General features: G+C 44.0%; 13 protein-coding genes, 1 rRNA gene and 1 riboswitch (1 of these 15 running past the window's edge). Of the genes, 3 read left to right on the plus strand and 11 right to left on the minus strand.

Translation table 11 applies throughout. The features are described from left to right. The 11 genes from ACH33_RS15330 to ACH33_RS15385 all read right to left on the minus strand — a co-directional run. Positions 1-1,527: ribosomal RNA gene (locus ACH33_RS15330) — 16S ribosomal RNA — on the minus strand (it extends 14 nt beyond the left edge of the window). A gap of 439 nt (positions 1,528-1,966) precedes the next feature. Further along, on the minus strand, positions 1,967-2,518 hold the full coding sequence (locus tag ACH33_RS15340; RefSeq protein WP_057899783.1) for a cob(I)yrinic acid a,c-diamide adenosyltransferase: 552 nt from the start codon (positions 2,516-2,518) through the stop codon (positions 1,967-1,969). A 50-nt stretch (positions 2,519-2,568) separates the two neighbouring features. Continuing rightward, positions 2,569-3,522 (minus strand): D-2-hydroxyacid dehydrogenase, encoded by a 954-nt coding sequence (locus ACH33_RS15345; protein ID WP_057899784.1) that lies wholly within the window; start codon positions 3,520-3,522, stop codon positions 2,569-2,571. A gap of 18 nt (positions 3,523-3,540) precedes the next feature. Then, on the minus strand, positions 3,541-4,305 hold the full coding sequence (locus ACH33_RS15350; RefSeq protein ID WP_057899785.1) for a class I SAM-dependent methyltransferase: 765 nt from the start codon (positions 4,303-4,305) through the stop codon (positions 3,541-3,543). 39 nt (positions 4,306-4,344) lie between these two features. Further along, positions 4,345-4,818 carry a thioredoxin-dependent thiol peroxidase gene (gene bcp, locus ACH33_RS15355; protein ID WP_057899786.1) on the minus strand — a complete coding sequence of 158 codons (474 nt, stop codon included), beginning with the start codon at positions 4,816-4,818 and terminating at the stop codon, positions 4,345-4,347. Positions 4,819-4,910: 92 nt separating this feature from the next. Then, positions 4,911-5,696, minus strand: a complete 786-nt coding sequence (locus ACH33_RS15360) for an ABC transporter permease (protein WP_057899787.1) — start codon at positions 5,694-5,696, stop codon at positions 4,911-4,913. A 182-nt stretch (positions 5,697-5,878) separates the two neighbouring features. Next, on the minus strand, positions 5,879-7,021 hold the full coding sequence (locus tag ACH33_RS15365) for an S-layer homology domain-containing protein (RefSeq protein WP_162265047.1): 1,143 nt from the start codon (positions 7,019-7,021) through the stop codon (positions 5,879-5,881). Between the two features lie 669 nt (positions 7,022-7,690). Further along, positions 7,691-8,215, minus strand: a complete 525-nt coding sequence (locus ACH33_RS15370) for a hypothetical protein (protein WP_057899789.1) — start codon at positions 8,213-8,215, stop codon at positions 7,691-7,693. A gap of 1,783 nt (positions 8,216-9,998) precedes the next feature. Then, positions 9,999-10,514: a CotY/CotZ family spore coat protein gene (locus ACH33_RS15375; RefSeq protein ID WP_236782035.1), complete on the minus strand. Its 516-nt coding sequence runs from the start codon at positions 10,512-10,514 to the stop codon at positions 9,999-10,001. Between the two features lie 414 nt (positions 10,515-10,928). Beyond that, entirely contained in the window at positions 10,929-11,723 is a 795-nt protein-coding gene (locus ACH33_RS15380; RefSeq protein ID WP_082706099.1) for an ABC transporter permease, read from the minus strand. Further along, positions 11,716-12,723 (minus strand): ABC transporter ATP-binding protein, encoded by a 1,008-nt coding sequence (locus ACH33_RS15385; RefSeq protein WP_057899791.1) that lies wholly within the window; start codon positions 12,721-12,723, stop codon positions 11,716-11,718. Before ACH33_RS15385 ends, ACH33_RS15380 begins: the two co-directional genes overlap by 8 nt. Before the next feature lie 132 nt (positions 12,724-12,855). Between ACH33_RS15385 and ACH33_RS15390 the strand changes: the two genes are divergently transcribed. From ACH33_RS15390 to ACH33_RS15400, 3 genes are all read left to right on the plus strand, one after another. Then, positions 12,856-14,148 (plus strand): glutamate-1-semialdehyde 2,1-aminomutase, encoded by a 1,293-nt coding sequence (locus ACH33_RS15390; RefSeq protein ID WP_057899792.1) that lies wholly within the window; start codon positions 12,856-12,858, stop codon positions 14,146-14,148. Positions 14,149-14,636: 488 nt separating this feature from the next. Beyond that, positions 14,637-19,130, plus strand: coding sequence for a glutamate synthase-related protein (locus ACH33_RS15395; RefSeq protein WP_057899793.1), 4,494 nt, complete (start codon positions 14,637-14,639; stop codon positions 19,128-19,130). 166 nt (positions 19,131-19,296) lie between these two features. Then, positions 19,297-20,364, plus strand: coding sequence for an FUSC family protein (locus ACH33_RS15400; RefSeq protein ID WP_057899794.1), 1,068 nt, complete (start codon positions 19,297-19,299; stop codon positions 20,362-20,364). A gap of 60 nt (positions 20,365-20,424) precedes the next feature. Then, positions 20,425-20,543, plus strand: a riboswitch (SAM riboswitch). Positions 20,544-20,621: the final 78 nt, after the last annotated feature.

Below are 20,621 nucleotides of genomic sequence, written 5' to 3' on the forward strand. Positions count from 1 at the left end.
ATCCGCACCTTCCGGTACGGATACCTTGTTACGACTTCACCCCAATCATCTGCCCCACCTTCGGCGGCTGGCTCCAGAAGGTTACCTCACCGACTTCGGGTGTTGCAAACTCTCGTGGTGTGACGGGCGGTGTGTACAAGACCCGGGAACGTATTCACCGCGGCATGCTGATCCGCGATTACTAGCGATTCCGGCTTCATGCAGGCGAGTTGCAGCCTGCAATCCGAACTGAGAACGGTTTTTAGGGATTGGCTCACCCTCGCGGGTTGGCACGCCCGTTGTACCGTCCATTGTAGCACGTGTGTAGCCCAGGACATAAGGGGCATGATGATTTGACGTCATCCCCACCTTCCTCCGTCTTGTCGACGGCAGTCTCCTTAGAGTGCCCAACTGAATGCTGGCAACAAAGGACAAGGGTTGCGCTCGTTGCGGGACTTAACCCAACATCTCACGACACGAGCTGACGACAACCATGCACCACCTGTCACCGCTGTCCCGAAGGAAACCTCCATCTCTGGAGGGGTCAGCGGGATGTCAAGCCCTGGTAAGGTTCTTCGCGTTGCTTCGAATTAAACCACATGCTCCACCGCTTGTGCGGGTCCCCGTCAATTCCTTTGAGTTTCAGCCTTGCGGCCGTACTCCCCAGGCGGAGTGCTTATTGCGTTAGCTGCGGCACTGAGGAGGTGGACTCCCCAACACCTAGCACTCATCGTTTACGGCGTGGACTACCAGGGTATCTAATCCTGTTTGCTCCCCACGCTTTCGCGCCTCAGCGTCAGTTACAGGCCAGAGAGCCGCCTTCGCCACTGGTGTTCCTCCACATCTCTACGCATTTCACCGCTACACGTGGAATTCCGCTCTCCTCTCCTGCACTCAAGCTCCCCAGTTTCAGATGGCCCTCCACGGTTGAGCCGTGGGCTTTCACACCTGACTTAAGAAGCCGCCTGCGCGCGCTTTACGCCCAATAATTCCGGACAACGCTTGCCCCCTACGTATTACCGCGGCTGCTGGCACGTAGTTAGCCGGGGCTTTCTCGTCAGGTACCGTCAGACCGGGAGGTCATCCCGGCGGTTCTTCCCTGACAACAGAGTTTTACGATCCGAAGACCTTCCTCACTCACGCGGCGTTGCTCCGTCAGACTTTCGTCCATTGCGGAAGATTCCCTACTGCTGCCTCCCGTAGGAGTCTGGGCCGTGTCTCAGTCCCAGTGTGGCCGTTCACCCTCTCAGGTCGGCTACGCATCGTCGCCTTGGTAGGCCGTTACCCCACCAACTAGCTAATGCGCCGCAGGCCCATCTGTACGCGGCTCAAAGGCCTTTCCATGCCGAACCATGCGGTTCGGCATCCTATCCGGTATTAGCTCCGGTTTCCCGGAGTTATCCCGGTCGTACAGGCAGGTTGCCTACGTGTTACTCACCCGTCCGCCGCTAACCTCAGGAATGCAAGCACTCCATCGGTTCGCTCGACTTGCATGTATTAGGCACGCCGCCAGCGTTCGTCCTGAGCCAGGATCAAACTCTCCAAAAAAGTTGAAGATTGATACGCAAGCTCGTAAGCTAGCTCATAAAGTAAAGAATGTTTTTCGGGCCCCATAAAAGTGCCTGAAATCAACTTTGAAGCTGACCTTCACTTTCATGGGATATTTACCTCGCACACAAACGAGTGTCACTGTTCAGTTTTCAAGGAATTTCTTTTTCATTGCCACCGCGTTTCAGCGGCGACTTTTTAAATATATCACATTTAAATATAAAGAACAAGAGGTTTTTTATGCTAATTTCTCTTTGTTTTCAAAAAAGCTGATTGCTCTAAAACAACAAGTCATCACAAATAATATTGGAAAAAGAAATGTTTTTGAAATACAAGTGAATATTATTTTGTCACACACCTACATTAAAAGCAATACCCAAATCATAAAAAAATATAAGCGGCCCCTATATTGCAACGAGGCCGCACTTTTAGCCTGTATTTAATTTTCATGAAGGGGGGGTTCCGTTTTTCCTAACTTATGATTTACATAACGTGCCGCAACAAATAAAAAATCCGAAAGGCGATTTAGATAACGGATAACAATAGGATTAACTTCTAACTGTTCTCGAACCAAAATCGCTTTACGTTCCGCCCGGCGCACAACGGTTCGTGCCAAGTGAAGGGAAGCCCCAGCCTGTGAGCCGCCGGGCAAAACAAAATTTTTTAGTACAGGGAGCTCAGCATCCCATTTGTCAATCATCTTCTCGAGTAATTCTACATCCTCTTCTTCAATTTTCCAGCTTACCTCTTTTCCTGCTGGAGTCGCAAGCTCTGCCCCAATATGAAACAACTTTGTCTGAACAACATGAAAAACCGAAAAAAACTCTTCCCATTCTTTTCCTTGCGGCATGTATGACAATGCCACCCCAATTGCCGAGTTCGCTTCGTCACATGTTCCGTAGGCTTCCACACGTGCATCATATTTTGGCACGCGAACCCCATATAGCAAACTAGTGTCGCCTTTATCTCCGGATTTGGTATAAATTTTCATACCTTTCCCTCCCACCATTCTATCCGCTTCAAAAAGTAAGGCAAAACGAGCTAATAGCCGCGCCGGCAATCAACTACATTAATCATCTCTTCCTTTGCTTTTTTGTCATAAGCAGCAAGGTTATGATGAAAAATTTCCAGAGCACGTTCCATATATAGAGGCGAGCGTCCAGAAATATGAGGAGTTACCAGACAATTTTCTAGTTGCCAAAAAAGTGAAGCTTCTGGGAGCGGCTCCTCGGAAAATACATCAAGCACCGCCATTTTCAGCTTACCTGCACGCAAGTGTGCGCTCAGTGCTTCTTCATCGATAACCGCTCCGCGCGCAATATTAATCAACACCGCACTCTCTTTCATCATTTCCAGTTCTTCTTTACCAATAAGGTGGCGCGTCTCCTCTGTTAACGGTACGATGACCACGATATAATCACAGCGCGGGAGTACTTTATCCAATTCCTTTTGAGTATACATTTCGTCACAAGCATGTTTGGGCGTACCACTCTTTGTAACCCCGATTACCTTCATACCGAATACTTGGGCCCGGCGTGCAATTTCCTCCCCTATTGCTCCCACGCCAAGAATCCCGAGCGTCTTTCCGTATAGTTCTTCCACACGTATGCTGCGATCCCAATTGTTATCTCGTTGATTTTTATACAACTCATTCGTTCTACGCGCCACCTGTAGCATTACACCAAATGTATATTCCGCCATCGGAATTTTGTGAATTCCCCTTGCATTTGTAACCAGAATACCTCTCTCCCCAATAACAGACAAAGGCATCAAATCCATCCCTGCGCTCAATACTTGAATCCATTTTAAGCTCCGCATCTCGCATATGTTATCCGGCGTTACATCTTCTCCGTACGTAACCAGTACGTCCGTATTCTTGACTTCCTGTTCCGCTTCTTTTATAGAAGCGAAAAAGAAGAAATTGTGATGGGGAAACATAGACTTTAGCTTCTCCTGATGGCGTTGGCTCATCTTTGCCGTAGATACCACCTTCATCCGCATCCCTCCTCCAGGCTATATTTTTTTTGCAACAAGAATTAGCTCTGTGCTCTTCGACTCAAATGGTTCTTTATAAAAGTTTCCATACCGACCTATTACACTGAATCCTGCCAGCCGAAGCAAATGATGGAGCTCAGCCGGAAAAATATAGCGAATATGAAAAGGGGTGACCACACGCTGTACTACAATCCCATTTCGATCCGTTCGTTCATATTGCCGTATAACTTCAGCGATTTGCTGAAAATGGTCATAACGGGTATAATCCCAGACGACCAAACGATCTTCACTTCCTGGAATACTATAGATACCGCGCGTCGAGCTTTTCTCATCTTCTTCATATAAATGCTTAATCTGAGGTACAAACACGTTCAGTGCTAATATTCCGCCTTCAACAAGATGTTTTCTCACCTGCCGCAGCGCTGCCATCTGGTCTTTTATGGACAACAAATGCAAGAACGAGCGATAAGGAATCATAATTAAAGAAAAAGTCCGCCCTAATTCAAATGTGCGCATATCGCTATGTACAAATTTGATTTTATCGCTTACCCGGGCCATTTTCGCTTTCGCCCGTGCTTTTTCAAGCATTCTTTCACATGCATCGATACCTACGACTTCCACGTCTTTCAGCGCCATCGGAATGGAAATGCGCCCGGTGCCACATGCTAAATCGACAACCGGTCCTTTCACCTCAAGAGCAAGCTCCGTATAAAACTCTACATCATGTTCCAGACCGGTGGAGATAATATCGTAATAATCCGTCCACTCGTAAGCCAAGCTCATATTCTGCGTTTCACCTTTCTTTATGATCTCCGACGCTGATTACTGCAAATTTTCCGAGATAAACGCAAGAGCTTCATCCACATGGCCGTCTACTTTTACTTTCCGGTATTCCTTCACCAGTCGGCCTTCTTTATCGATAATAAATGTGGAACGTTCAATTCCCATGTATTCTTTACCAAAATTTTTCTTAAGCTTATATACGCCATACAGCTTAGACACTTCCGCTTCCGTATCGCTCAGCAGCAGGAATGGAAGGTTGTACTTTTTGATAAACTTCTCATGGGAAGTCAAATCATCCGTGCTTACCCCGAGAATGACTGTATCTTTTGCGGTAAACTCATCCGCTTTATCGCGAAAATCACACGATTCCCTAGTGCAGCCTGGTGTATTGTCTTTCGGATAAAAATAAAGCACTACATTTTTGCCGCGAAAATCGTGCAGTGAAACATTTTTCCCGTTGCTTGCCGGCAGCGTAAAATCCGGTGCTGCTTGTCCAATTGCTACGTTTGCCATACTATATACTCCTCCATTCTGTAATAATAAATCCTTTTCTCATCTTACCAACTTTTCAGTCATAACACAAAGAAAAGAGCCGGCTCCTTATTTCAGGAACCAGCTCCCCGATAATGCTTCACACCGAAATTCCATACCATAACCCCCATGCAAAAAAATCCCCAACCTATTACAGGAGTAAGCAAAGTGTACATATAATATTCTTCTCGTTTCAAAAAGTACGCGGCTGGATAAATACCAACAAACGCAAATGGCAAAATCCATGTCAGCAGAAAGCGGATCACTTTATTGTATATATTAATTGGATAGCGGCCATAGTTTTGGATATTCCAAATCATTGGCGAAATGCCCGTTTTTGAATCAGAGAAAAAGCCGATAGCAGCAATAGCCGTATATACGCCGCCATACACAAGAACGGCGGAAATAACAAGTAAAATAAAGACGAACGGGTCATACCATGCGATATCGAGCTTCATATTCATACCGGCGTAAAGCATAATCACAATTCCCGTTACCGCTCCTGCCAGCGACTGCGGATCCATCGTCTCCAGCATAACCTGGAACAGGTTATGCGCCGGGCGAGTCAACACCCTGTCCATCTCTCCCTTAATAATGTACTTCTCCTGAAAATCCCATAAATTAAAAAAAGTAGAGAAGACCGCATACGGCACTAGAAAAAAACCATAAATAAAAATAATCTCGTCGCGCGTCCAACCTTTCAAAAGCGTCGTATGTTGAAATACAACAAGAATAAAAATAAGATTGGTCGCCTGAAACACAAAATCCGAAACAATCCCGTTTATAAAATCCATCCGATATGTCAAACGTGTCTTAAAATACTGTTTAAGATAATCCCAAAACATCGAAAGATAAAACATCCTCCGTCCTCCTTGCCTACGACACTGTACCAAGGTGACTGTCCTCAGTCTCTTTTCCACATTCCATGGTATGCTTTTTACCCTAAAAGTCAATACGAATAAGGCGCTAAAGCAAAGCAGACAAACGAACAGCAAAAAACGAAGCGCCTGAGTTGCCCTGTTTTATCGTATGGTCTCTGAATTTATGATTGTGTCTCCAGCACGGATAACATTTTTTTCGTTACCAAAAGAGGTACATCGGAAGTATATACTCTCCATTCATTCATCATCGGTCCTTTCTTAAGCATGACCATTCCCTTCACATGTTGCACACTTTGCAACTCTTCTCCATCTTTCACTGCTTTCAAGCGATATGTTAAGCCATTCACTTCCACGACAGCAATGCGGTTCCATTTCCCGATAACCTGGGCCTCCAATTTGCCTTCACAGGTAATTTGTACCGTATACCCCTCTTCTTTGAGTTTTTGTAGTACAGCAACTGTTAAATCGTGCGTTGCTTTTCGGTAGCCTGTGTAATGCTTCGCTCCAATCTCTTTTAGGCTCGCAATATCTAAAGCCTGGAACGCGCGTTCTTCCTTCTCATTTGCCGTCCGTACCACCTCAAGCAACGTTTTATCAGAAGCTACCGCATTTTCCTCAAGGTATAGAGCATGGGAGAGCATAACCATCGCTTCGGCGCGTGTCGCATATTCAAACGGTTTAAAATATCCGCCCGGATATCCATTGATAATTTTTACTGAACTTGCTTTGGCTACTTCCCGGCTAGCCCAATATCCTTGTCCGACATCTTTAAAATGTTTTGCTTTCGTTTCATCAAACGCAACAGTGTAAGCAAAAGCTCGTGTGATAAGCGCAGCAATTTCACCTCGCGTAATATACCGGTTCGGACCGAATACCGTCCGGCCTACCCCCTTTACAATTCCGAGCGAACTTGCAATATTCACCGGCTCATAATACCATTCGTTCGGTTCAATATCTGAAAAGCTTATTGGGTCTTGTTCTTTATTTTTCTGCAACCCCAGTGTATTCACAAGTAAAGCAACAAACTCGGCACGGGTCACTCTTTTATCAGGTTGGATGGTTACTTGCCCCTCTCGATCCACATATCCTTTTACAATGTCCGCATGAATTAAATCATATAATGTATCAGCCGCCCAATGCTTATTAATATCCTCGGGTAGATAACTATTTACCGCTTTTATTTCCTCAATTTGATGATCGGTTGCCGCCAGTATTAGTTGACCTGGAGTAATCGCAAACGCTCCAATGAGCGTAGCAAGAGCAAGCATAAGCTTCAATCCGAAGTTTCCGACCTGTCGTTTCAACGCTTTTCTCCATTCCTTTCTTTGACATTCTATGAAAAACTGTATAATAAAGCGAATCATTTCCTTACTACCAATTTACATAATAAGCTGGAACAAGCCTTGACATTGTACTCTGGTACTCCAGAAATTATTTTAAGATATCCTTTGACCTGGAACCATAGTCATATTTTAGTAATCAATCTGAAATGATGTTCTTATAAATTCAATTTTAATCGCATTATTCATTGTGCAGCAATAACTAAAGGATGTTAAATAAATATTTTCGTAATTACTCTCCATAATTAACGTTAAATTTGCAAGTATCAAGACCTCTTGGAACTGTTAAACAAGGGGAATTTGCATTTCAACATCTGAATTTTCCTGTATCTGTTCATTCCGATGAGATTGAAATTGATATATATTGGCAGGATGAAAGTAAAATAGCTAAAGTAGGCGGTTTATTGTATCACGAAGTTATTTCATGGGTAGTGGTACAGAGGCTCCGACGATTACTACAGGAATCGTTCCAGTAAATATTGATGCTTTACGGCAGTTGATCGGCAAACAAGAAAAGTATTTCCTAATAAGCAATAAATACAAATTCCCCCCAGTTGATAGTGATGAACCTCTCCCTTCTACGCTAAAACTTAGAAGATAGGAGACGGTATGCTGCAACTAGGGGGAATCTGATTATTTATAAATCTTATTTAAACGCTTGATTTCTTGATCGAACGCATACGCTTTTTGCTTAAATATTTTATGTTTCTGTTCCATTTTTTTAATGGTTACTTCTGGGTCCTCATCCTCGTTTTCAAAAGGAGAGAAGCTTTCTATGTTTGCCTCAATAGCCGCTACAAAAAGGCTGTGAGCTTTATTGAATTTAGCCGGAACATCCTGAGGTCGATATTTTAACGCTTGATGCATTGTTTTTTCCCAAGCATCTATTTTGTTCTCTACAATCTTAACAAATTGTTCTTCGTCATATTTGTCGACTTCAAAGAAGAACTTCAATAAATCCTCCGTTTGTGTACGCAGTTTGTATAATACAGCACTGTGGTGTTGTATATATGACTTGTCTGCTTTTGTGTAATATTGCTGTTTCTGGTTAGTAGATTTTTTTGGTGCAGCACCAACGTGCGAAGGTGCTAATGCGACCGGTGCAGTAAGAGAAAGAGACAAAGTTAATGATAAAGCCAGTTTCAATGTTTTCTTCACAAATCTATACCCCCTTTTTATTCAACCATACCATTATATAACTATAAATATATAATTTGGTAGTCTTTTTTAAAAAATTTTAAAGAAAAATTTTACTTAGTAAGTATGAACCTCCCCCACTTACCATAGGTTGAAGTGGGGGTTTCTGAACGATCCACCTCAGCAGAACAGGCGATCAGCGGGTTAAAGAAATACAAAAAACAAAAAGCCATAAGTTAAATTGACTGCTAACGAACAGCAAGTGTTAAACATTATCAAACATTAGCTTAAATGGATATTATAGAGTAGAGCTGCTAGTAGTAATAGTCAGTTCCCAGCCGCTAGCGATACTGCCTGTTGCTCTAACAACATCATCAATAACAAAAAGTCTCCATATGCCGTTTGGATTCGTAAAGTTATAAAGAAAACTTTTTTTATATTTTCTACATAGTATCAATAAATATAAAAACCTCTTCCTTAGAGTAAAGAAGAGGATAAAGGAAATGATTTAATTGACTAGACTATATGTTATTCCCTTAATAGGGAAAGGCACTAACAAAAAGAAAGAATCTTGAGATTGAACGAGAAAACTAATTTAACAGCAAATACAGCCAGATACGTCTAAGTTTCCACTAAAACTACATTCGCCACCACCCGTACTACATTGAACAGATATACTCGTTACTAAATCAACCGTCAATGAAGTCTCTATATCTGGTGCAATCACTTGTGTAATCGGAGTTGGATTATTTTGACGCGCTACAATCAACGTCACAGGACACGTACCAAAGTTTCCAATATCGATTGTTACAGTAGGAAGGCTTGCTGTAAATGCTTCATATACTGTTATCGTAGATCCATCACATATTCCGGTATGAAAGAAACTACTAAAGTGAGTGAAAACATCGCATCGTTTCTCTATGTTTGATGTGGGACATGAGATTACAGGAGTACCTGGTCTGCACATCTTTTTCATACTATTCACCTACTTTCTTATAATCATTACGTTTGTCTGTTTATAATTGTCAGCTTCATTCATATATTTTTTATTAGATGATATATATTGCCGAAGTGCTAATTAGCCCCTTTTGCAGAACAGTTAATCTAGCAACAAATGCAGCCGGATACATCTAAACCTACGAAAAATTCACATGTGCCGCCAGGTGTATTACTACATTGAACAGATATGTTGGTTACCAAATTAACCGTCAATGAAATTTGTCTATCGGGCGGAACAACTCGTATAATTGGATCTGGACTATTTTGATGTTGTACGATCAATGTCACGGGACAACTCCCAAAGTTATCAATATCAAGTGTCACAGTAGGAAAACGCTCTGTAAATACTTGATATATTGGAATTATTGCACCGTCACAACCCCTAGAAATAAACACGCTAGGAAAGTGAGTAAAAACAGTACATCTATTTGCCATAATCGCTCACCTGCTTTCATATATCATTTCATTTAGTTATCTACTGATAGTTTATTCACATATTTTAAAAATGATATGTCCTATCTTACTTATAAGAAACCCAATTTTAAGCTTAATGTCTAATAACATTGATTCAGCAACTGATTTTATCTATCAATAGTAATAAAAGTCCCGCCATCCAGATAATCGAACAGCGGGGTTCCTTGTCATTTACGCTTTGTCGTTTGTTTCCATGCTTGATGAGCAAAAATTGCCGCACCAGCAGCGGCGATTCTTCCTGTTGGCAAAATTAAAAACCCCCCGAACTTTCCCGGAAGGTTTCTAACCGATCCCCACGCCCCTCATATTAAACATAACATATATAAAGTTTTTATTTTCCTGTTTGACGACGTCTAGCAGCAATACCAATGTTTCCATTATTTATAATAAGAGATGGATCGAGGCAGTTAACTTGGCAAAAGCAATTCAAATCGACATTAACGCAAATTCCTGTTCTCGTTAATTCAGTAACATTACAGACAGCATTTATTGGAAGACAACAAATAGCGCCAGCGCCAGCTAATAAATCTACATTTGGTTGCAGCAATTCAAGTACCGCACAGCAATTATTATCAACACTTACGACTGTAAAGAAAGGTGTAACAAAGCAGTCTCCTGGCGCTGTTCCTGAACCTCCACCGATATTACCAAATGCAAAATGAAGGGTACCAGCTGTATTAGTCAGAACAAATGGAATCACACCATCATCACCATTATTAGGAAAACAACCTGATGTACACGCTGCTTTTTGCTTAGGTATAAGTTGACGTAATACCTTGCAAACGCAATTTACAGTGAACTTAACTTGTCCAAGAGTCCCAACATTTCCACAACATCCATTTATCATTCCCACAAACATCATCTCCTTTTCTATAGTTTATGAATAAGATGTAAGCGAGGAATGGACAAGTTTACATGGAATAATGTGGATTTTCTTATTTGTTTTATGAATATATAATTTAATTTCAATCCGGTCTTCTGAAAGTCTTTCACCCAGCATGCAATACCGGCCCCGAATTCCATGCAAAATGGAAACAGAATAGCCTCTTTCCCTTCCGTGGCTACAATGTTCTGTTATCCTTCATCCTATGCTGTCGCTTGCTTACGAAAACATAAAGCTGTACAGTCAAAAAGAATGTAAAATCCGCTTTAACAGACTAAAGTTGGTCAAAATGTGGTCATTTACCTATTTTTAAGAAAAAAAAGAAGAGAGAACCCCTTATATATCAAGCATCTTCTCTCTTCAACGCAAAACATTTTATTATCCGCCTTGAATAATCACATTCTTGCGGGCACGCCACCACATAAACCAGATCGGCAGCAGCAACCCGAACATCCAAGCTATCTGTATGAGCAAGGCCGAATAAATCTTCTCTCCTTGCATCGCTTCGGTAAATATCATCCCCGGCAAATAACTGATCGCCTGAAACGGCATAAACTTTAAAATCTCCTGCGCCCATCCCGGATAAAAACTGATGGGCAAAATCAATCCGGAAAACAAGTCGACAATTACGCGCTTGGCACGCATAATTCCTTCGTTATTATAGAAAAAGAAAGTCATAAGTCCGGTAATTAAATTGATTTGTGTGTTAATAACGAAACTTATCAGCAAGCTTAGCGTATACCAGCCCCATATCTCTGGATTATCTGGATAATCAATAGGAAAAATAAGGCTAATCACCAGCATGCCGGGCACCGAGAAGAAGAGAAGGCGGAATATTCCCTCTCCAAATCCTTGCATTAATTTAACTGTTAAATAATTATACGGACGAATCATTTCAATAGCTACTTTTCCCTCTTTAATATCGAGCGCCATTTCCCGGTCAATATTGTTAAAATAAAATGCGCGTGCCATCCAACTGATGGCCACGTACGTCACCATTTGCTGTGCGCTAAATCCACCCATTGTTGACTGACCGCCATAAATGGCATTCCAAAGAAAATAATACGCGCCAATGTTTATGCTATAGACAATAATCCCGCTATAATAATTTACGCGATACGCCAGCATCGTCAAAAATCGGATGCGGATAATCTCCGCGTACATACTAAGCATGGATAATACCCTCTTGATAAATTTTGCGGACAATTTCCTCCGTGCTTACCGCCTCGACGGAAATATCCTTTACTTCATAGCGGGAAATAATACGCGCAAGCAAATCAGACACAGCCAAATCCTCTTCCTCAAACACGGCCCGGAAACGCAAATCGTTTTCTTTTTGCCACGTTACAGGAAGCGAGCCCATCAACCTTTTCAATTCATTCAAATCGGCAGGCTTGGTAAATTCAATCATGACTTTCTTCTCGTTTCCCCATGTTGTACGCAATTCATTCAATCCGCCATCATAAATAATCTTTCCATTATCCAGCATAATCACCCTGGAAGACAATGCTTCAATATCAGATAAGTCATGCGTTGTAAGCAAAATGGTCGTACCATACTTCTGGTTAATTTCTTTTAAAAACTCCCGTATTTTCAGCTTTACGAGCACATCAAGCCCGATGGTCGGCTCATCCAAGAACAGAAGCGGCGGATTGTGGATCAATGCGGCCGCCAATTCGCAACGCATGCGCTGGCCGAGGCTCAACTTACGCACAGGCTTAGTGAGAAGCTCCTCTATCTCTAACACTTCAATCACATGTCCCATATGGCGCTTATATTCTTCATCTGATAATCGATACACTTTTTTCAGGAGCGTAAACGATTCTTGTACCGCGATGTCCCACCACAATTGGCTGCGCTGGCCAAACACTACACCAATAGTACGGACAAACTTCTCCCTGTCCCGGTGCGGATCCATGCCATTTACCCGCAAATAACCAGATGTCGGCATCAGAATTCCGGTCAGCATCTTAATTGTGGTCGATTTGCCCGCACCATTCTCTCCAATGTATCCCACAATCTCACCGGGTGCAATTTCAAGGTCGATATGATCAACCGCACGCAGTGTTTTGTACTGGCGGTTGAACAAATCACGGAATGCTCCAGCCAAACCGGGACGACTTATATACGATTTAAACTCTTTGGTAAGTCCTTTGGCTTCAATTCGCAACATGTATCTTCCCTCCGTTTTTGTTCCACTAGCTATCATACATCTTTCACAACAAGTTTTCATCATATGATAAAGTAATAGAGACGTAAAGTATTTTTATGACCAGTCATATTTACAAATCAGGGGGAATGAACAGTGGATTTTACGCGTTCTGAACAATTATACCAGGAAGCGCTTGACGTGATTGTTGGGGGCGTAAACAGCCCGTCCCGTGCATTTAAAGCGGTGGGCGGCGGCGCTCCGATCACGATGGCAAAAGCCCAGGGAGCTTATTTCTGGGATGTGGACGGAAATAGATACATAGACTTCCTAGCCGCATACGGCCCTATCATTACCGGACATGCCCATCCACACATTACAGAAGCGATCATTTCCGCTGCCAAAAACGGAGTACTTTATGGCACGCCCACTCCATGGGAAACGATGTTTGCCCGGAAAATTCGCGAAGCAATCCCGTCCATGGAAAAAATCCGCTTTAACAATTCCGGGACAGAAGCGGTAATGACATGCATCCGTGTGGCACGCGCGTATACGGGGCGAAGCAAAATCATGAAATTCGCCGGCTGCTACCACGGCCATTCGGACTTGGTGCTCGTCGCCGCGGGTTCCGGCCCTTCCACACTCGGTATTCCTGACAGCGCGGGTATCCCGCAATCAATTGCTGACGAGGTCATCACCGTTCCGTATAACAACATCGACGCCTTTACCCAAGCAATGGAGAAATGGGGTGATCAGGTCGCTGGTGTACTGGTAGAACCAATCGTTGGCAACTTCGGCATTGTAGCGCCGGAAAAAGGGTTTCTTGAAGAAATAAATCGAATTGCTCATGAAGCGGGAGCGCTCGTTATTTACGACGAGGTGATTACAGGATTTCGCTTTACATATGGCGGAGCGCAAAACCTGCTCGGTGTCGAGCCAGATCTGACCGCGCTTGGAAAAATTATTGGCGGCGGTCTTCCCATTGGCGCATATGGCGGCCGTAAAGAAATTATGGAGCAGGTCGCTCCGCTCGGACCGGCGTACCAAGCGGGTACGCATGCCGGCAACCCTGCTTCCATGCAGGCGGGCATCGCATGCCTCGAAGTCTTGGAGCAACCAGGTGTTTACGAAGAATTGCACCGCTTGGGCAAACTGCTAGGTGACGGGCTAAAAGAAGCGGCTAATGAAGCCGGCATCCCTGTAACGATTAACCGTGTAGTGGGGGCGCTTGCTATGTATTTTACAGACAAGCCAGTAAAAAATTACGATGACGCCAAAGCGTCTGACGATAAAATGTTTGCCCGTTTCTTCCGCGCTATTCTTGAAGAAGGGATCTGCATCGCTCCTTCTAAATATGAAGCATGGTTTATTACAACAGCGCATACAGAAGACGACATTCGTTATACGATCGAAGCGGCCAAAAAATCTTTCATAAAAATACTTAAATAAGAATAAATATTCAATTCATTTTCACATAAGGGGTGCAATTAAATTTTGCACCCCTTATATTTACACAAATATTATTACGAACCCACATCCCTGTCAAATAATATAACATTCATGAAATATATCATCATCAATTTGATATTTTAGAAAAATGCACAACTGCATCCGAATAATAATATAATTTTAATCATATAAAATTCGTTATTAAACTATTATCATTTATATTCTAAATTATTAAAATTGTTATAGAAACAAAAATAAAAACGCTTTCAAATGAATATTTAACCATTTTATTATTGTCGTTAAACAAAATTCATGATATTCTATACTTACTTTTCCGACATTTCTGTTTTATTTTTGATTTATTTAACTGTTCATTCAAGATTTTATTTTTTTGGAAGGCTCAATAAATATATAAAGAAAAACCGCCTTTCCAATGTGAGAGAATTTTGTTTATTAGGAGGTGAAGGTCAGTTTAGCTGACCGAAACGATGAAGAGAGCAGATTTCGGTAATTTCCGCAATCATCTGGCAGAAGAGCACGACAGCTGTGGCATCATTGCTATCATTGAAAAGAACGGAAAACCTAACCGCGATAATATTTCCAAAATTATCGACGGTCTTATAAAAATGGAACATCGTTCGGGCTTCATTGACGGTGAAGGCGACGGATGCGGTATTTTAAGCGACATCCCGCGTGACCTCTGGGCGAAAAAGCTGGCTGATGCTGGAAAGCCTGCTGAACTGGCCTACTCTCCCTCTTTTGCTGTCGGCCACATTTTTATTCCGACAAAAGGGCATAACGTTCATAGCGTAATGGAAAATATCCGTAGCATGTTTACAAAAGCGAACCTTGTCATTGAACTCGAACAAATAAACAATGTCAACAGTGAAGTGCTGGGTAAGAACGGTCGGGCTGATGAACCCGTCTTCTGGCAGCTTGCCTGCAAATACACAGGCAATTATGTAATTGAAAAAGAGTTGTTCGAGCTTTTAATCGCGATCGAGAAAAAACATAACGTTCATGTCGCTTCTCTAAGCAACCACTCAGCTTCTTATAAAGTAATGGGAGCAGCCAACATTCTGCCCCAATACTTTCAAGATATTCAACAACCGGAATTCGCTTCGTCCGTCACTGTGGGACACAATCGTTATTCAACCAATACGCTATCTAATTTCTTCCGCGTGCAGCCGTTCACCATCATCGGCCACAACGGGGAAATTAATACGATTCGTAAACTGGAAGACGAAGGAGAAATGCTCGGTGTCGATCTGGTTGAAGGCGGCAGTGACTCGCAAAACATGAACCGCGCTATCGAAACATTAATACATCGCTACGATTTGTCACTGTTCGAAGCAATGGAAATGGTTTTTCCACCGATTATTAACGAAATGAAAAGCTTGCGTCCAGAACTGCAAGACTTGTATGTATATTACCGTCAAACATGGGGTCATTATGCACAGGGGCCGGCGGGCATCGTATCTCGTTATGCAAACGAATGTGTATTCAGCGTAGATGCGCTCGGTCTGCGCCCGCTCTGGATGGTGGAAAGCGAAGCATCGCTTTACTTCTCCTCCGAGCAAGGTGTTATACCGGTATATGAAATGGTAAGCGAACCAAAAGCGCTGGCTCCTGGAGAAAAAGTCGGCGTTCAGCTTAATCCGGGTCAACCAATTACAGTCGTTCCACACCATGAACTGCAAAACATCGTGTTGGAGCGCTCCAGTAAACGCATGGACTTCACCGGATTCCGCAACCAGCTTTCCTTCTCACAAGTGAAAGCTGCTAAAACGCCTTACGAAGATATTGAGACGGTTACCAATCAACAATACGCTGCTTATGGCTGGGAAAGAGAACACATTCAACTGGCGGAGCAAATGGCGTCTAGCGGCGCAGAACCAATCCGCTCTCTCGGCCACGATGCCCCGCTTGCAGCCATTGCCGAAGCACGACAAAATATTACCGACTTTATTAAAGAAAGTGTTGCCGTCGTAACCAATCCGGCCATCGATCGCGAACGAGAAATGGAACATTTTTCTACACGCATTGTGCTTGGCGGACGCCCGGGATTGTTCCCACAGGAAGGCAAAGCAACCGCTGCGCTAGAACTTCCATCACCTTTACTTTTTGAAGGTAAAGCGTTACAGGAATTAGCCGGTAAACTAAATACTGTGTCGCTTGAGCAGCTTCTCGAACACTTTGGTACGGACGCACATGTGCTTCCTGTTTATTTCACACGAGAAGAAAGCATTCCCCAAGCGCTGGAACGCATTGCAAAAAGTGCAGTAGACGCCGTGAAAAATGGAGCCCGTATCCTGCTATTCGATGACAGCATGGCGCACCGGGACGGACGTTACTGGATCGATCCGCATCTCGTTATCTCTAAAGCAGATCGCGCACTTAAAGAGGCTGGCGCAAAAGGAAACGGCAACTTGCGCCGCCAAGCAAGCATCATTATGCGCTCAGGAGCCCTGCGCAACCTTCATGATTTGGCGGTAGCATTCGGATTGGGTGCAGATGCCGTAGCGCCATATCTTCTATTCACAACGGTATTCTTAAAAGACAGAGAACATTCCGTTGAAAATCTATATCATGCGTTAAACAAAGGTTTGGAGAAAGTGATCTCCACCATCGGCATTCATGAGCTCCGCGGCTACGCTCGTCTCTTCTCTTCCATCGGGCTTAACAGCGAAGTCGCCGAAGTTCTCGGTATCGTAAACTTCTGCGGCAGCGATAAAGCTGGCACCTCGTTCGCAGAACTCGAAGCTGATAGTAAAGCTCGCTATGAAGATTGGAACAACGAGCAAGCAAAGCCGGCGAAAATTTTCCATATGTGGCCACGCATCTGGAAGTCAATCGGCGAAGTGGCATCTGGAAGCCTGCCTTATACTGAGTTTGCCAACAAACTATTGGAGCAGGAGCGTGAAAATCCGCTGTCTATCCGCCATCTGGCTGACTTCGATACATCCAAGGCAAACAAAGAAGTATCGCCGGAACAAGTTGATATCTCTATCGGGGATCACAGCCTGCCATTTCTGATTTCATCAATGTCGTTCGGTTCACAGAACGAAGTCGCATTCCGCGCTTATGCAGAAGCGGCCGAGCAATTAAATATGATTAGCCTGAACGGCGAAGGCGGGGAAATCAAAGATATGCTCGGAAAATATCGGAAAACCCGCGGCATGCAGGTGGCATCTGGACGCTTCGGCGTTAATGTAGAACTGGCCAATTCGTCCAACCTGCTTGAAATTAAAATCGGTCAAGGCGCAAAGCCAGGCGAAGGTGGTCATTTACCGGGCAAAAAAGTAACGGCAAAAGTTGCTGCCGCGCGTAACGCGACACTGGGTTCTGACCTTATCTCTCCTTCGAATAACCACGATATTTATTCGATTGAGGATCTAGCGCAAATCATTACTGAATTGAAAACCGCCAACAGCGAAGCAAAAGTGTGCGTAAAAGTTCCCGTTGTACCGAACATCGGAACGATCTCTGTTGGTATTGCCAAAGCCGGTGCGGACTACATTACATTGAGCGGATTTGATGGTGGCACCGGCGCGGCGCGTGTGCATGCATTACAACACGTAGGGCTTCCAGTGGAGATTGGGGTCAAAGCTGCCCATACGGCATTAATCGAAGCAGGACTGCGTGATAAAGTCGAATTATGGGCCGATGGCGGAATAAAAAGCGGTCACGATGTGGTAAAAATGATCCTTCTGGGTGCAAACCGAATCGGTTTTGGCACGCTGGCCATGCTGGCAGTCGGATGTACGACATGTCGCGGTTGCCATCTTGATACGTGCCATGTAGGTATCGCTACGCAAATCGAATCGGTGGAAGAAGCAAAAGAACACGGACTGCGCCGCTTCGTACCACGCATATTCGACGTAGCAGTCGATAACTTGAAGCGTCTATTCACCGCACTCGGCGAAGAAGTAAAACGCATCACCGCTGAGCTAGGCTTTGAACGTTTACAAGATATGGTTGGACGCGCGGATTTACTTGTGCAAACGCGCGGATTAAACAAAATGGATCTATCCGCTCTTCTTACGAGCGCTCCGTTCCCACTTCTAAAATCCGAACGCGTGGAGTCGAAAGTATTGGTGGCCGTTGGTGCGGAGACGTATGAAGCATCGGATCAATACGCGTCTCCATATGCACCGATTAACGAAACATTTACGAACGTGCTCAGCGATCAACGCGTGCTCGGCAGTCGTTATTCCGGTGCCCGCGTAAAACCGTATCTTGACGGCAGCTATGTGAATTTGCCTGAAGTTTCGCTTACTTTCGATAGAGGAAGCGTGCCAGGCAACGGTCTTGCCGCCTTTAATGCGGAAGGCGTCTTCATCCGCGTGCATGGTGGAGCACAAGACGGCGTCGGTAAGACTGGATTTGGCGGACGCGTCGCAATTATGAAATCGCCGAACGCGAATCGTCAATTTATTAACGGTTCCGTAGGCAAAAGCTTCTGTTACGGAGCACAAAAAGGCCTATATATTGTGCAAGGCAATGCGGACGCACGCGCCTGCATCCGCCTCTCTGGAGCCGACGTAGTCATCGGCGGCGAATTGCAAGAGCCAATTAACGATCGCTTGGGTGGCATTGGCGCGCGAGCTAATATTAAAGGATTCGCCTTTGAATATATGACAAACGGACGTGCGATCGTACTGGGCGATCCAGGACCGTGGATTTGCTCCGGTATGACCGGTGGTGTCGTATACCTGCGCGTTCAGCCAGAAATGGGGCTTGATCAGGCTGCGCTTGAACGCCGTATTGCTAAAGCGGCTAAAGTCTCCTTGAAACCGCTTGATGCAAAAGGCAAAGAAGATGTCGCCTACCTGCTTGGTGAATATATAACCGAACTTAAAGCAAGCGGCCAACAGGATAAAGCCGCCAGCATCCAGAATTTAATTGATAACGCTGAACAGCACTTTATCATGGTATCTCCTGTGAAAGAGCAGGCCGACCCATCTATCGCAACAGAATAACATGATTTGCACGCATAATTTTCACCTGCAACTCCCATTTGTGCAGCGTGATTACCACCTATACCGGCAACCGCCCTCCTCCCAGGGGCGGTTGCTTTTTCTTGTTGCTTTTTTAAAGAAGCATGGTAATATACAGTATTAGCATAAGATACTATCTGGAGGGACTATGCGCGTCGGAGCACGTATTTTAAAAACGGCAATCGCTCTTATTCTGGCGTTGCTTGTCTGTCAATGGTTCAACCTAGAACCTCCCATTTTTGCGGCCATCGCTGCTACATTAAGCATTCAACCAACCGTGTACCGCACGCTGAAACATCTAAAAGAACAGATGGAGGCCAACATCATCGGAGCGGCGCTCGGAGTAACGGCGACATATTTTCTTGGAGCGGAACCTTTGATCGTTGGAATCGTCGTCATGCTGGTCATCATGATTAACCTTCATCTGAAACTGGAAAGCAGCTTGGTTTTAAGCGTACTTACGGTTATCGCCGTAATGGAAACGTCAAGCGGAAATTATCTGTATTTCGCCAGCAACCGCTTTTTGCTTACTATTGTTGGCATTTTCTCCGCGGCGCTGGTCAATGCGCTCTTCATTCCGCCACACTATGAGCGAAAACTGTTTAAGGAAATTTCCGAAACCGGAGAAAAATTCTCCGTGCTCATGCGAACGCTCATTCATAACGAAATGGAAGAGAAAGCTTTTCGGGAGGAAAAAGAAAAAATTAAAAAAGGCTTTAAGAACATTGAACAGCTTTATGACTTGTACACGGAGGAAGTTACAAAGCTAAGAAAAGTCACATACTCCAGCCAAAAAAGACGGGTAATTCTCAAACAAATGATTACCGTGTTATATAAAGAAATGGATATGCTGCGTACATTCGAGCGTCATATCTATTCCTCTTTTAAGCCTGGTCACCATTTGTTCCCACTGATTCAAAACCAGCTGGAGGCGCTGACAGAATGCCATAAAAATATCCTGATGACATACGACGGGATTTTAAAACCGCGGGAAGATTGGCACTTGCCAATAGAAGTTATCGAGAAAAACAACCTGCTACTGCATGAATTTATGGCATTATATCCTGAAGTAAAAAGCACACCGCAAAAAGAAGACGACGGACAGTGGCGCCATCTTTTCCCGGTGGTAGCGGAAATACTGGAATACGCCAACCAACTTGAACATCTCAACAAGCTAGTGCACGCTTTTTGTCACCACCAGGGGGAAGAAGAATAAAACCTATTGACATACTGACAATTTACAATTATTATTAGACACAGACAATTGAATTGAGTCATCTTATCACGAGAAGGCTGAGGGACTGGCCCAATGAAGCCCGGCAACCTGCTTTTACGTTGAAAAAAGCAAGGTGCTAATTCCTGCAGGATGAACCGTTTCATTCTGAAAGATAAGATCGTGAGTTTGTAATTCGTATGAACGGATCGCTCTCTTTCTTTCAGAAAGAGAGCTTTTTGTTTTCCTTAGAAAGGATG

Source organism: Aneurinibacillus sp. XH2 (assembly GCF_001439585.2).
In the GTDB taxonomy this organism is placed as follows: domain Bacteria; phylum Bacillota; class Bacilli; order Aneurinibacillales; family Aneurinibacillaceae; genus Aneurinibacillus; species Aneurinibacillus thermoaerophilus.

Excerpts from the sequence above, each read along its gene's own strand:
- ACH33_RS15340 (WP_057899783.1), bottom strand. The coding sequence starts at position 2,518 with ATGAAAATTTATACCAAATCCGGAGATAAAGGCGACACTAGTTTGCTA.
- ACH33_RS15345 (WP_057899784.1), bottom strand. The coding sequence starts at position 3,522 with ATGAAGGTGGTATCTACGGCAAAGATGAGCCAACGCCATCAGGAGAAG.
- ACH33_RS15350 (WP_057899785.1), bottom strand. The coding sequence starts at position 4,305 with ATGAGCTTGGCTTACGAGTGGACGGATTATTACGATATTATCTCCACC.
- bcp (WP_057899786.1), bottom strand. The coding sequence starts at position 4,818 with ATGGCAAACGTAGCAATTGGACAAGCAGCACCGGATTTTACGCTGCCG.
- ACH33_RS15360 (WP_057899787.1), bottom strand. The coding sequence starts at position 5,696 with ATGTTTTATCTTTCGATGTTTTGGGATTATCTTAAACAGTATTTTAAG.
- ACH33_RS15375 (WP_236782035.1), bottom strand. The coding sequence starts at position 10,514 with ATGATAAATGGATGTTGTGGAAATGTTGGGACTCTTGGACAAGTTAAG.
- ACH33_RS15380 (WP_082706099.1), bottom strand. The coding sequence starts at position 11,723 with ATGCTTAGTATGTACGCGGAGATTATCCGCATCCGATTTTTGACGATG.
- ACH33_RS15385 (WP_057899791.1), bottom strand. The coding sequence starts at position 12,723 with ATGTTGCGAATTGAAGCCAAAGGACTTACCAAAGAGTTTAAATCGTAT.
- ACH33_RS15395 (WP_057899793.1), top strand. The coding sequence starts at position 14,637 with ATGAAGAGAGCAGATTTCGGTAATTTCCGCAATCATCTGGCAGAAGAG.
- ACH33_RS15400 (WP_057899794.1), top strand. The coding sequence starts at position 19,297 with ATGCGCGTCGGAGCACGTATTTTAAAAACGGCAATCGCTCTTATTCTG.